General features: G+C 64.4%; 13 protein-coding genes. 2 read left to right on the top strand and 11 right to left on the bottom strand.

Going from position 1 to position 13,049, the window contains the following annotated elements:
* Positions 1–53: 53 nt before the first annotated feature.
* The 6 genes from recF to mutM form a co-directional block, all read right to left on the bottom strand.
* On the bottom strand, positions 54–1,130 hold the full coding sequence (recF, locus tag SJY40_RS13490) for a DNA replication/repair protein RecF (RefSeq protein WP_378947429.1): 1,077 nt from the start codon (positions 1,128–1,130) through the stop codon (positions 54–56).
* Complete coding sequence (dnaN, locus tag SJY40_RS13485) at positions 1,127–2,245, bottom strand: DNA polymerase III subunit beta (protein WP_378947426.1); 1,119 nt, start codon at positions 2,243–2,245, stop codon at positions 1,127–1,129. Before dnaN ends, recF begins: the two co-directional genes overlap by 4 nt.
* A 96-nt stretch (positions 2,246–2,341) precedes the next feature.
* Positions 2,342–3,706: a chromosomal replication initiator protein DnaA gene (dnaA, locus tag SJY40_RS13480; protein ID WP_378947423.1), complete on the bottom strand. Its 1,365-nt coding sequence runs from the start codon at positions 3,704–3,706 to the stop codon at positions 2,342–2,344.
* Between the two features lie 563 nt (positions 3,707–4,269).
* Entirely contained in the window at positions 4,270–4,539 is a 270-nt protein-coding gene (rpsT, locus tag SJY40_RS13475; RefSeq protein WP_378947421.1) for a 30S ribosomal protein S20, read from the bottom strand.
* A 154-nt stretch (positions 4,540–4,693) separates the two neighbouring features.
* Positions 4,694–5,470, bottom strand: a complete 777-nt coding sequence (locus SJY40_RS13470) for an enoyl-CoA hydratase (protein WP_378947417.1) — start codon at positions 5,468–5,470, stop codon at positions 4,694–4,696.
* Between the two features lie 70 nt (positions 5,471–5,540).
* Positions 5,541–6,386, bottom strand: a complete 846-nt coding sequence (mutM, locus tag SJY40_RS13465) for a bifunctional DNA-formamidopyrimidine glycosylase/DNA-(apurinic or apyrimidinic site) lyase (protein ID WP_378947414.1) — start codon at positions 6,384–6,386, stop codon at positions 5,541–5,543.
* Between the two features lie 101 nt (positions 6,387–6,487).
* Between mutM and ubiE the strand changes: the two genes are divergently transcribed.
* Positions 6,488–7,234, top strand: a complete 747-nt coding sequence (gene ubiE / locus SJY40_RS13460; RefSeq protein WP_378947411.1) for a bifunctional demethylmenaquinone methyltransferase/2-methoxy-6-polyprenyl-1,4-benzoquinol methylase UbiE — start codon at positions 6,488–6,490, stop codon at positions 7,232–7,234.
* Positions 7,235–7,238: 4 nt separating this feature from the next.
* Entirely contained in the window at positions 7,239–8,774 is a 1,536-nt protein-coding gene (gene ubiB, locus SJY40_RS13455; protein WP_378947408.1) for a 2-polyprenylphenol 6-hydroxylase, read from the top strand.
* Here the strand turns inward: ubiB and SJY40_RS13450 are convergent.
* From SJY40_RS13450 to SJY40_RS13430, 5 genes are all read right to left on the bottom strand, one after another.
* The gene (locus SJY40_RS13450) at positions 8,771–9,109 is read right to left on the bottom strand and encodes a hypothetical protein (protein WP_378947405.1); all 339 of its coding nucleotides are present in this window, start codon (positions 9,107–9,109) and stop codon (positions 8,771–8,773) included. The genes ubiB and SJY40_RS13450 overlap by 4 nt on opposite strands.
* Complete coding sequence (locus SJY40_RS13445) at positions 9,106–9,717, bottom strand: hypothetical protein (protein ID WP_378947402.1); 612 nt, start codon at positions 9,715–9,717, stop codon at positions 9,106–9,108. The genes SJY40_RS13450 and SJY40_RS13445 overlap by 4 nt, the downstream gene beginning before the upstream one ends.
* An 84-nt stretch (positions 9,718–9,801) precedes the next feature.
* Positions 9,802–11,124 (bottom strand): hybrid sensor histidine kinase/response regulator, encoded by a 1,323-nt coding sequence (locus tag SJY40_RS13440; protein WP_378947399.1) that lies wholly within the window; start codon positions 11,122–11,124, stop codon positions 9,802–9,804.
* Positions 11,114–12,277, bottom strand: coding sequence for an FIST N-terminal domain-containing protein (locus SJY40_RS13435; RefSeq protein ID WP_378947396.1), 1,164 nt, complete (start codon positions 12,275–12,277; stop codon positions 11,114–11,116). The genes SJY40_RS13440 and SJY40_RS13435 overlap by 11 nt, the downstream gene beginning before the upstream one ends.
* Positions 12,277–12,984, bottom strand: coding sequence for a response regulator (locus SJY40_RS13430; protein ID WP_378947393.1), 708 nt, complete (start codon positions 12,982–12,984; stop codon positions 12,277–12,279). Before SJY40_RS13430 ends, SJY40_RS13435 begins: the two co-directional genes overlap by 1 nt.
* Positions 12,985–13,049: the final 65 nt, after the last annotated feature.

Here is a 13,049-nt window from a genome sequence, read left to right as displayed (position 1 = left end):
TCCCCGCAATGGGCGGGTTTTCTGCCGTTCTGTGGCCAAAGGGGCGGGGCTGGTCAAGAAAGGGGCGTCACTTCGGACCGGCCAGCCTGTTTTTCGACCGACAGATGGCGGGCGCTGTCGCCGAAATCGGCGAACAGCTCGGGCCCGGTTCCGGTCAGCAGGCTTTGTGCCGGCAGCGTGCGGATCAGGTCGTAAAGCGCGGCGCGACGGTCGCCGTCCAGATGGGCCGCGACCTCATCCAACAGCAACAGGACGGGCTGGTCGGACAAGGCGCGGGCGTTGGCCATGATCAGCGACAGCAGCAACGCCTTCTGTTCGCCAGTCGAGGACAGAGCCGCAGGCATGTCCTGCGGGCCCCATGTCGCGCCCAGATCGGCACGATGCGGCCCCGTCAGGCTGCGGCCTGCGGCCAGATCGCGCGGGCGCATCGCGGCCATGCGCGCGGCGATGCTGGCGGCGTCGGCGTCATCGGCATGGCCCTCGCCCGGCAGCAGGGTCAGCATCGCCGCCGGAAAGGCGTCCGAGGCCCCCTGCGCCTGCAGGATCGCGGCAATGGCGGATTGGCGGTTATGGGTCAGGGCGGCGCCCGCCTCGGCCATCTGGGTTTCCAGCGCACGATACCAGCCGGGGTCCGACACCTGATCACGCAGCAGCCGGTTGCGCTCGCGCATCGCCTTGTCATAGGCCAGCGCCAGATCGGCGTGATCGGGCATTAGCGACAGCGTCACGCGATCCAGAAAGCGGCGGCGACCTTCGGGGGATTCGGTCCACAAACGATCCATGGCGGGGACCAGCCAGATGACCCGCACCAGCCGCGCCAGCGCGGTCTGCGGCACCGATTTGTCGTCCAAAGTCACGCTGCGGGTCTGATCGGGCGGGGCCTGCGTGCGGACCGCATGATCGCCAAGCGTCGCCGCGATCCGCCATCCCGCATCCTTGCCCTTCAGCGCCTGTTCGGGCGCGGCGGCCCCCCGCAATCCGCGACCGGGCGCCAGCATCGAGACGGCTTCCAGAATGTTGGTCTTGCCCGACCCGTTCGGACCAAAGATCGCCACGGGCCGGTCGTCCAGTTCCAGATCCAGCCGGGGCCAGGACCGGAACTGCGCCAGAGACAGGCGGCTTAACGTCAAACGCGCATCGGCATGACGACATAGACGGCGCTGAGGTCGCTGCCCTCGCGGATCAGGGCCGCATCGCCCGAGCCGTTGAACAGGAAGACGGCATTGTCGCGATCGACCTGATTGGCGATTTCCTGCAGGTATTTGGCGTTGAAGCCGATCTCCAGCGGTTCGTCGTCATAGGCCACGACCAGCTCTTCCTCGGCGGCACCGGAATCGGGGGCATTGACCGACAGGACCAGCTTGTCGGTGTCCAGCGACAGCTTGACGGCGCGCGACCTTTCGCTGCTGACGGTGGCCACGCGGTTGACGGCGCGGGCGAAATCGGTGGCGTCCACTTCCAGCTTGCGGGTGTTGCCCTGCGGGATGACGCGTGAATAATCCGGGAAGGTCCCGTCGATCACCTTCGAGGTCAGGGTGATGGTCGCCGTCGCAAAGCGGATCTTGGTTTCGCTGACCGAAACCGTGATCTCGGCCTCATCCTCATCCAGCAGCTTGCGCAATTCACCGACCGTCTTGCGGGGCACGATGACGCCGGGCATGCCGTCGGCACCTGCGGGCAGGGGCGCATCGATGCGGGCAAGGCGGTGGCCGTCGGTGGCCACGCAGCGCAGGACCGGGCCGTCCTCGGATTTGGCGACATGCATATAGACGCCGTTCAGGTAATAGCGGGTTTCCTCGGTCGAGATGGCGAATTTCGACTTGTCGAACAGGCGGCGAAGCACCTTGGCGGGCGCGGTGAAGGTGGCGCTGTATTCGCTGGTCGCCATGACCGGGAAGTCTTCGCGCGGCAGCGTCGCAAGGCTGAAGCTGGACCGTCCGGCCTGCACGGCCAAGCGACCCGTCGCATCATCCGAGCTGATCTGCACCAGCGCACCATCGGGCAGCTTGCGAGAAATCTCGTTCAGCATCACCGCGCTGACGGTGGTCGATCCGGGGCGCTCGACCTGGGCCGGCGAATGGTCCAGCACCTCGGTGTCCAGATCGGTCGCACGGAAGCTGACGCCGTCAGGGGTCGCTTCGATCAGCACGTTGGCCAGAATCGGGATGGTGTTGCGGCGTTCGACGACGGATTGGGCCTGCGATACGGCCTTGACCAGAACGGCGCGCTCGATCGAGAATTTCATAAGCTTCCCCTGTCATTCAGGCGCATCGGCCGGTTTGTCGGACCTGATGTGTAACCGCCCGCGCGGGCGGTCACAAGAATAACGTGCAGGGGGTGCTTACGCTTCCAGCATCCGCTTCAGAACGGCGATATCTTCGGACATGGCGCTGTCGTCGATGATCAGTTCCTCGATCTTGCGGACGCCGTGCATGATGGTGGTGTGATCGCGACCGCCGAAACGGCGCCCGATTTCCGGCAGTGACCGGCTGGTCAGCTGTTTCGACAGATACATAGCGATCTGGCGCGGGCGGGCGACGTTTCGGGCACGTTTCGGGCCCATCATATCGGCCAGACGGATGTTGTAATGTTCGGCGACCTTGCGCTGGATGTCATCGATGTTGATCTTGCGGTCATTGGTGCGAAGGATGTCGGCCAGACATTCCTGAGCGACCTCCAGCGTGATTTCGCGACGCAGCAGGCTGGCATGGGCGAACAGACGCTGCAGCGCGCCTTCCAGCACACGGACGTTGGTGGTGATTCTGTGCGCCAGGAATTCCAGCACACCGGCACCGATTTCCAGATCGGGCTGCTGGGCGCGGAAGACGGCGGTCTTGGACTGCAGAATGCCAAGGCGCAATTCATAGGTCGTGGGATGCAGATCGACGATCAGACCACAGGACAGGCGCGACTTGATGCGTTCTTCCAGACCCTTGATTTCGGCGGGCGCGCGATCGGCCGAAATGACGATCTGCTTGCCCTGATCGACCAGCGCGTTGAACGTATGGAAGAATTCTTCCTGCGTGCTGTCCTTGCCGGCGATGAACTGCACGTCGTCGACCATCAGCATGTTCACGTTCCGGAACATGCCCTTGAAGTCCATGATGGTGCTTTCGCGCAGCGCCTGCACAAAGCGGTACATGAACTGTTCCGCCGACAGATACAGCACCTGCGCCGAAGGGTGGCGCGTCTGATAATCATGCGCGATGGCATGCATCAGGTGGGTCTTGCCCAGGCCCACGCCGCCGTAAAGGAACAGCGGGTTGAAGCCCACGGGGCCGCCTTCGGACACGCGACGCGCGGCGGCATGTGCCAGCTCGTTCGGCTTGCCGACGACGAAATTCCCGAAGGTATAGCGCGGGTCCAGCGGCGCACCCAGATCGGCACGGGGGGCAACGCGTGCCGTGGGGGCCTGGGCGGGAACATCCGCGGGGGCCGCGGCCTGCGCCGCAGGGCGTGCAGCAGCGCTGCCCACGTCAAAGCGCAGCCGCTCGACGTTTTCACCGGTCCGGTTCAGGACCGACATGATTTCCTTGGCAAAGTGACGGTTCACCCAATCCGAGATGAAGCGCGTCGGGCTGATGAACCGCGCAGCGCCTTCCTCGATGGAGGCAAGGCGAAGCGGCTTGATCCAGTGGTTGTAGTTGTTCGGCCCAACGCTGTTTTCCAGCTCGGCGCATGCCTGACCCCAGATCTTGTCCATCATCTTCCGTATCCCGTGCCTGTCCCCAAATCCCGCCGGTCGATCCGGACGGGACATCGTTCACGCAGCCTGGGCCGTGACGCAGAAAAAAAGGCATCCCCTGCGTCCGATGCCTTCGGTCGCAAGAAGGGCGCCAGCCCGTTTTTCCAGTTCACAGACACAGATCCCGCAGCAGCCGATGGCAGCCGGCAGCACGGAACCCGAGAGCAGAAGAAGAACAGATGTTCAGACTTCGTCACCCGATCGATTTCATGGACGGCAAGTGCCGCCTCCGAGGTTCGACCCGTCCCCCAAACGACGTGAATCGCAAGATGGAAATTAGCCTCAGCGCGACGACCGCTGCAACCGAACTATGCGCTTGACAGCAACTTGGTGAAATCGAATCTGCGAGCCCTTTGACTCCAAAGACAAAAAAACTGACTGTATTGAAAACAAACGATTTTACGGCATTTCGCAGGTGCAGAAATGCAGATCGGGCGCAAAGCAATGCTTGCACCCGATCGATCGTTCCGTGGCCCTACAGCGGCCATATGTCTGGATATTCTTCAACCCAAAGGGGTTGGGAATCAGGCTGCCGACAGCGCCTTAACGCGGGCTGCCAGACGCGACACTTTCCGCGATGCAGTATTCTTGTGCACGATGCCTTTGGTGACGCCGCGCATCAGTTCGGGCTGGGCGTTCTTCAGGGCTTCGCGTGCCGCGTCAACGTTGCCGCTGGCAATCGCTTCTTCGACCTTGCGCAGGTAGGTGCGGATGCGCGAACGGCGGGCTTTGTTGATGTCGGTGCGACGCTCGGTCTGGCGTGCGCGTTTTTTCGACTGGGGCGTATTGGCCATGGGTCAGAATCCTAACGGGTCAGTTGCATTTCGATTGCGCAAAAGCCCCATGGCGCCGCACCCCGAAAGGTACGGTCATGATTCTTGCCTAAGCGGGCCCACACGCATGTAAGGGAGGGCCTATAGGACATGGGGCGAAAAAAGAAAACCCTTTTCAGCGGTCGCGGAACTGGGCTTCGCGTTTTTCAAGGAAAGCGGCCATGCCTTCCTTCTGGTCCTCGGTCGCGAACAGCGCATGGAAAGCGCGGCGTTCGAACAGCAGACCCTCGGCCAGGGTGGTCTCATAGGCGCGATTGACCAATTCCTTCACCGTCTTCACGGCGACCTGCGATTTTTCGGCGATCTTGCGGGCGGCGGTCAGGGCTTCGGGAATCAGCTTGGGGGTGGGGACGACGCGGCTGACCAGCCCCGAGCGTTCTGCTTCGGCGGCATCCATGAAGCGGCCGGTCAGGTTCATGTCCATGGCCTTGGATTTGCCGACGAATCGCGTCAGGCGCTGCGTGCCGCCAATACCGGCGCAGACGCCCAGATTGATCTCGGGCTGGCCGAATTTGGCGTTTTCAGCGCAGATGATGAAGTCGCAGACCATGGCCAATTCGCAGCCGCCACCCAGGGCATAGCCGCTGACGGCGGCAATGATCGGCTTGCGGACGCGGGCGATCTTCTCGATCTGGGCACCGAAGAGGTCCTGTTCGTAAACCTCGACGAAGGATTTCTGCGACATTTCCTTGATGTCGGCGCCGGCGGCGAAAGCCTTTTCGCTGCCGGTCAGCACGATACAACGGACCTTGTCGTTGCGGTCGGCCTCGGCCAAAGCCGCAGACAGCTCGTCCAGAAGCGTGGCGTTCAGCGCGTTCAGCGCCTCGGGACGGTTCAGCCGGATCAGGGCGACCTCGTCCTCGATCTCCACGATGATGGTTTCAAAAGCCATGGGCTTGGACCTCGTTGCCAATTTGCATTGGCATAAGTCCTATCAGCTTGCCCGCCGGAAATCCAAGCGTTCAGCGCTGGCAGTCCGGGCAATAGAAACTGGACCGTCCGGACTGCACGATTCGCGTGATCGTGCCCCCGCAGCCGTCCCGCAGACAGGGCTGGCCTTCGCGATCATAGGTGCGGAAGCTGTGCTGGAAATAGCCCAACTCGCCGCTGGCCTGCCGGTGATCGCGCAAGGATGATCCGCCCGCCGCGATGGCATCGTTCAGCACGTCGCGGATATGGCCCACCAGCACCGTCAGCCGCGCGATGTCGATGCCGCCCGACAGGCTGCGCGGATCGATGCCCGCCCGCCACAGGGATTCGCTGACATAGATGTTGCCCAGCCCCGCGATGATCTTCTGGTCCAGCAGCGCCTGTTTGATCGGCAGGCGGCGGCCCGCCAGACGTGCGGCCAGATAGTCGGGGGTGAAAGTCGCATCGAAAGGTTCGGGGCCCAGATGGTCCAGAAGGGGGTGTGATTCCCCTTCGCGGATCAGATCGACCATGCCGAAGCGGCGCGCGTCGTTGAAGGTGATGGTGGTGCCTGCATCGGTCGTCAGCACGACATGGTCATGGCGCGCGATCACGCCCGGATCGCGGTGAAACCCGGCCAGGCCCGCCCCTTCGACCAGCATCCGGCCCGACATGCCCAGATGCCACAGCACGCTGCCCCCGCGGTCCAGATCGGCCAGCAGGTATTTCGACCGCCGCCGCAGCGAGGTCACGACCGCACCCGTCATCACCTGCACCAGATCGGGCGGCATCGGCCAGCGCAGATCGGGGCGGCGGACCTCGGCGCGGGCGATGCGGGCACCCTCCAGATGGGGCAGCAGGCCACGGCGGACGGTTTCGACTTCGGGCAGTTCGGGCACGCAGGTTCCTTTCGTCGCATTGCACCTGTGGCGCATCGCGGTCATTGTGCCAGCGGCTGGCCGGACTTATCTGGCGATGGAACAGGTAAACGGCAAGCGTGATGACGGATTCAAAGACGACACATTTCGGTTTCCGGACCGTGGACGAAAACGCCAAGGCCGGAATGGTCCATGAGGTGTTTTCCAGCGTCGCGTCGAAATACGACGTGATGAACGATTTGATGAGCGTGGGCATCCACCGCATCTGGAAGACCTCGATGATGGATTGGCTGGCGCCGCGCGACGGTCAGCATCTGCTGGATGTGGCAGGCGGCACGGGCGACGTGGCCTTCCGCTTTCTGGACCGCGCGCCGGGTGGCCGCGTGACGGTCTGCGACATGACCGAATCCATGCTGGTCGAAGGGCGCAAGCGTGCCGATGCCGTGGACAAGGCCGACCGCCTGTCCTGGGTTACGGGCGATGCGATGGCGCTGCCCTTCGCGGATGCGACATTCGACCGCTATACGATCAGCTTCGGCATCCGCAACGTCACCCGCATCCCCGATGCGCTGGCCGAGGCGTATCGCGTGCTGAAACCGGGTGGTCGCCTGATGGTGTTGGAATTTAGCCAGATTCCGGTGCCCGCGATGCAATGGGCCTATGACCGCTACAGCTTCAACGTCATTCCGGCGATGGGCAAGGCGGTGACGGGCGATCGCGACAGCTATCAGTATCTGGTCGAATTGATCCGCCGCTTCCCCGATCAGGACACCTTCGCCCAGATGATCCGCGACGCCGGTTTCGGGCGGGTGCAGTATCGCAACCTGACCATGGGCATCGCCGCCCTGCATTCCGGCTGGAAGTTGTAATCACATGCGCGGCCCCCACAATATCCTGCGCCTGATCCGCACGGGCGCCACCTTCGAACGCACTGGGGCGATGGAGGCGGTGCTGGACGCGGTTCAGGCCCCCGTCCGCCTGCGCGTCGCTGCACGGGTGCTGGGCTGGCCGTTCCGCTGGCTTGGCTACAAGGGCGACCCGAACCTGCCGCCGATCACCCGGGCGATCACCGCGCTTGGGCCGGCCTATATCAAGTTCGGGCAGATCCTCTCGACCCGGGCCGATGTGGTGGGGCCGGAACTGGCGGGTCAGCTGCGGATGCTGCAGGACCGCCTGCCGCCCTTCCCGACCGAGATCGCCAAGCAGGCCATCGCCGCCGAATTGCGTCGCCCCGTTGACCAGATATTCTCCGAGTTTTCCGAACCCGTGGCGGCTGCCTCCATCGCGCAGGTCCACCGCGCCCGTCTGCGCGACACCGGCCAGGAGGTTGCGGTCAAGGTCGTCCGCCCCGGCATCGGCGCCGCCTTCAAGCGCGACATCGATGCCTTCCACTTTGGCGCCCGCATCGTCGAGGTGCTGTCGCCCGGCACGCGCCGCCTGCGCCCCCGCGACGTTGTCAACCACTTCGAACACACCGTGATGGGCGAACAGGATCTGCGTCTGGAAGCCGCCGCCGCATCGGAATTTTCAGAAAACACCGCGCAGGATACTGGTTTCCAGATCCCCATGCCGCATTGGGCCTATTCCTCGCGCAGCGTGCTGACCGCCGATTGGGCCGAGGGGCTGCCGATGGGCGACCCGCAGGCGCTGATCGCCGCGGGGCACGACACGACCGCGCTGGCCCGCAAGGTTATGCAGCTGTTCCTGTCCCATGCCTTGCGCGACGGTTTCTTCCATGCCGACATGCATCACGGCAACCTGAAGGTCGCGGCCAATGGCAATGTCATTGCCTATGACTTCGGCATCATGGGCGAGATCGACGAATACACCCGCCGCGTCTATGCCCAGATCATCTATGGCTTCATCCAGCGCGACTATCGCATGGTGGCCCGGGTCCATTTCGAGGCGGGCTATGTCCCCCGCGACCAGGACGAGGCCGCCTTTGCCCGCGCCTTGCGCGCTGTTGGCGAACCGATCTTCGGCGCCGATGCCAGCCGCATCAGCATGGCCAACCTGCTGTCCTATCTTTTCGAGGTGACGGAACGCTTCGGCATGCCCACAAGGACCGAACTGATCCTGCTGCAGCGCACCATGGTCGTGGTCGAAGGCGTGGCCCGTTCGCTGGACCCGCAGCTGAATATCTGGGACGCGGCCAAGCCTGTTGTGTCGGATTACATCAAGGGCAGCATCGGTCCCAAGGCCGCGCTGCATGATCTGTCCGAAGTGGTCCAGACCATCGGCCGCTATGGCCCGCTGCTGCCGCGCATCGTTGAACAGGCCCTGTGGGAACGCGCCCACCCCGAGGAAGCCCGCCTGACCGTTGTCCAGCCCAAGCCCGCCGTGCCCCTGTGGCTGGTGGCCGTTCTGGCGCTGGCAGCGGGTGCCGGTATCGGGATGGGGCTGGGCTAGAAGCAGATGATCTCGGCCTCGGCCTCGGCGCGGCGCAGGGTGGCGACGGTCTCGTTCATCTGCGCCATGCCCTTGAACATCGAGGACCGTTCGCCGCTGGTCTGCTGCATCCGCAGAATGGTTTCCGCCCCGACATAGCCGTCATAGGGCAGGATCTCGGCGATGCGGTCGATGGCGCAGGAGCAGCGGTCCAGCATTTCACGCGTTCCGCCGTTCGTCGCCATGCAGGTGGTGACATATTCCACCCGCGCATTGGTCGGATAATCGTTCACCGATTGCCCCACCGCCGGAAATGCCATCAGCGCCATGCAGCACCCCGCGGCGATGCGTTTCATTGCAACACCAACGTGTTGCGATAGCCGGGCGCCTGATCCGTTGCTGCCCGAAGTTCGCGGATCGGAGCCTTGGGGTCGTCCATCACGAAGGTCAGAGTCAGCGTCTCGAAGCCCTTCATCCGCGCAGCGTTCTGGTCCTGCGCAAACGGCTGGAATGTGGCGATCTTATGGCCGTCCTGATCGGCGATTTCGCCGCCGCGAAAGATGGCGTCCTTCATGCGGTTGCGGATGTAATGCGGGCTACCTCCGGTCAGCGTCGCCATGTCGCGCACCGTCTGTTCCAGAAAATAGGTCAGCACCGGATCACCCGCCGAAATCGGAAACGGCCCGATCTTGCGGTTCATCGTTCCGCCCTGCTGTTCCAGCTGCAGCACCGGCTGATCGTCCGACGGATCGATGACCTGCGTCATCATCAGGCGGCCATCGGCGGTCGGGCGAAAGCCTTCGGCGGCGGGACCTTCCACGGTCATTTGCCATTCCAGCGTTTCCTGCCCCAGATCCCATGGCCCGCGTTCGGAAAAGACCGCATCGCCCGCCTCGGCGGCAAGGCCCGTATGCGGTGTCGCAAGAGCGGCCCAAAGGGCAATGGCTATGGCGCGTGTGATCATGTCTCGTCCTCCCAAACGTGGTGCCATGATGGGGCAGCGGGCGGGGATCGCAAGCCCTGCCGGGGGTGCTGTCCACCCTTGGTCTTAGGCCAGCAGGCGGCCCAGCATTTCGGCCAGCTCATTAGGGCGGACGGGCTTTTCCAGCAGGTGCACCCCCATGGCCGCGCAGATCCGCGCGATCATCGCGTCGCGGTGGGCGGTGATCATCACGGCGGGCACGGGGCGGTCGGATGCCGCGCGCAGGGCCTCTATGGCCGCGACGCCGGTTTCCCCGTTCTCAAGGTGGTAGTCGGCCAGAATCACGTCGGGGGGTTCGTCGCCCATCGTGGCCAGAGCCTCGGCGGTGTCGCCTGCGATGCGGGGGACCATGCCAAGCCGGTCCTGCAGGATCATCTGATAGCCGCGCCGCATGTCCGGGTCGTTTTCCACGACCAGAGCCACGCGCCCGCGCAGGGCCTGCATGGCGGCATCGGTCGGAGTATCGGGGCGCGTCTCACGGGCATCGACCAGTGGCAGGCCGACGCGGAAGGTCGTGCCCCGCATCGCCTCGGAGCTGAAGCTGATCGGGTGGCCCAGCTTGGCGCAGGCGCGGCGTACGATCGACAGGCCCAGCCCCATGCCGGGCGTCGCCTGATCATGGGTCAGACGCTGAAATTCGTCGAAGATGCGGTTGCGGTCAACGGCGGGGATGCCGATGCCGGTGTCATGAATGGTCAGCCAGCACATGCCGCCACGACGCCGTGCACCGACGATGACCCCACCCTTGTTTGTATATTTGATCGCGTTCGACACAAGGTTTTGTGCAATCCGGCGCAAGAACACCGGATCGCTTTCCACGACCAGATCGGTCGGGCGGAAACCAAGGCGCAGGCCCTTTCCCTCGGCCATAGGCGCGAATTCGGCGGCCAGCCTGCGGAACAGATCGCCCAAGGGCACGGGCTGACGGTTGAACTCGATCCGCTGGCTGTCCAAACGCGAGATGTCCAGGACCGCATGCATCAGCTGTTCCACCGATTCAAAGGCGCTGCCCAGCCTGTCGGTCAGCTCGGTCTGGTGATCGTCCATGGGCGTGTCTGTCAGAGCCGACAGGAACAGCCGCGCCGCCGACAGGGGTTGCAACAGGTCATGGCTGGCCGCGCGCAGGAAGCGGGTCTTGGACCGGTTCGCCTCTTCTGCGGACGCGCGGGCCACGGCCAGTTCGCGGTTGCGCTGGGACAGGTCGGTCATGGCGCGTTCCAGATCGCGGGTGCGGGCCAGAACCTCTTGTTCCAGCGCGACGGCGGCCTGAAACATCGACCAGGCCGAGCCGCGCGACTCCTCCAGCCGGTCGATGCGGTCGATCAGGACTGCGTTGATCCGCTCCAGCTTCTGGATCTGTCGGGCAGGGGTGTCGTCGTCACGCAGCATCGTCGGTCCCGGCTTCGGGCGCCATGAAGGCCAATCCCACGAAGGTCTGGTTCACATGCATGCCGCAATGCTGTTCGCCATAGGTGTTGAACCCGACGATGCGGTACCTGCGATACATCTCGGACATGCGATCGGTCAGACCGGCGCGTTCCAGCGCCAGCCGTCGCAGGATGCAGTCGAAGGCCAGCACCATCAGCGGCGGGCGGGGCAGGGCGTCCAGCGCGTCGCTGAAACCCTGGGTCATGTCCTCGGCGCGGCCAAGGGTCAGGACGGTACCGATGTCGATGGCCGACAGCAGCGACAGGCCGTCGTCCTCGGTCGTGGCGCTGATGGCGCGGACATGGTGTCGGCGACCCATGCGCAGCAGCAGCGGATGGCGGGCGAATTCCGAGGGCGTCAGATTGTCGGGGTGCAGCCCCGTCAGCCGTGCATATTCCAGCGCGGCAGGTTCGGCGTTCAGTTCAAGGATGCGGCGCTTTTCGGGGATGGCTGCGGTGACGACGGCACGGATCGGGGTCGGGCTGAAATGCGCAAAGGTCACCTCCGAGATGTCCAGATCGGTCTCGACCATGATGAAGACGGCGACATTCGACATCACCCGCGATTCCGCCAGCAGCGACGTTCGTTCGAAATCCAGCCCGTCGCCTGCCGACCCCCCGATCACCGGCAGCGAGGGCAGGGCCGCGTCCAGCGTCGCGACCAGCGCGTCCTCTTGACCCGCCAGCCCGTCGACCAGCAGCAGCCCGAACAGGTTGCGTGCGGGGTCGGGGCGGAACGCCCGGTGCAGATGCCGCAGCCCGGCCATCCAATCGGACACCGGCAATGCGGGAATGTCGGGCAGCACCATCGCCCGCGCGCGGAATTGCGCTGCCGGAAAGCCGATGGCCACGACGCTGTCGCTGGCATAGCCCTGCGGCCCGATTTCCCCCGCGGACGAACAGCCCACGATGACGCAATCGGGTGGCAGGTGGTCGCGCATGCCTGCATCCACTTCGGCCAGCTGCTGGCCTTGGGCACCGAACAGCAGCACCAGCGCGGGATTGATGCCGCGCAGACCGTCCAGCAGGGTCAGGACAAGATCGGTCCCGCCGCGGTCGGCCTGCACGGCGACCGGCCCGGATGCGCCCTCCTTCGCCGCCGGGTCGGTATGCATCAGCTGGCCTCGAACAGCCGGATCGAGTTTGCCAGCAGCACCGCCTGCGTCCGCCGGCGGGCGTTGATCTTGGACATGATCGCCGTGATGTGGGTCTTGACCGTGGCCTCGGCGATCGAGAGGTCGTAGCTGATCTCTTTGTTCGCCTTGCCTTTGCAGATCAGTCGCAGGATGTTCATCTGCTGCGGCGTCAGGGATGCAAAGCGCCGGGCCAGTTCGGCACGCGCCTGATCCTCGGCACCATCCTGTTCAGGGCAATAGCCTTCGGGGGTGACATGCTCGCCCTCCCACATGCGGCGCAGGCTGTCGACCAGCGCCTCGCGCGACAGGGATTTGCTGATGTAGCCTTGGGCCCCCGCGGCCATCGCGGCGGAAATCATCGCCCCTTCCAGATCGGCCGAGATCATGGTGATCGGCACGTCGGGCAGCTGGCGGCGCAGGGTCACGATGCCTTCGGCACCGCGCGCGTCGGGCAGGTTCAGGTCCAATATCACGGCATCGGGCGCGCCCTGCGCCCGGATCTGTTCGACGGCGGCAGACAGGCTGCGGGCCGTGCGGACGTTTTTCAGGCCGAAGCTGATCTTCAGTGTCAGCGCCAGCGCATCGCACATCAACGGATGGTCATCGACGATCAGGATTTCACGGACCTGATCGGCGGTGGGTCGCGGTGACGTCGCAGGGCGCGCCTGAATGGCGGCTGCGGTCATGGCATTCCTCCCTGGTTTTCGGCGGCACCCCCTCCTCGAGGTGCTATCCGAAAGGTCAGTTTAGG

This window comes from Paracoccus sp. R86501 (genome assembly GCF_042466435.1).
In the GTDB taxonomy this organism is placed as follows: Bacteria; Pseudomonadota; Alphaproteobacteria; order Rhodobacterales; family Rhodobacteraceae; genus Paracoccus.
This window is presented reverse-complemented; position numbering and strand designations above follow the sequence as displayed.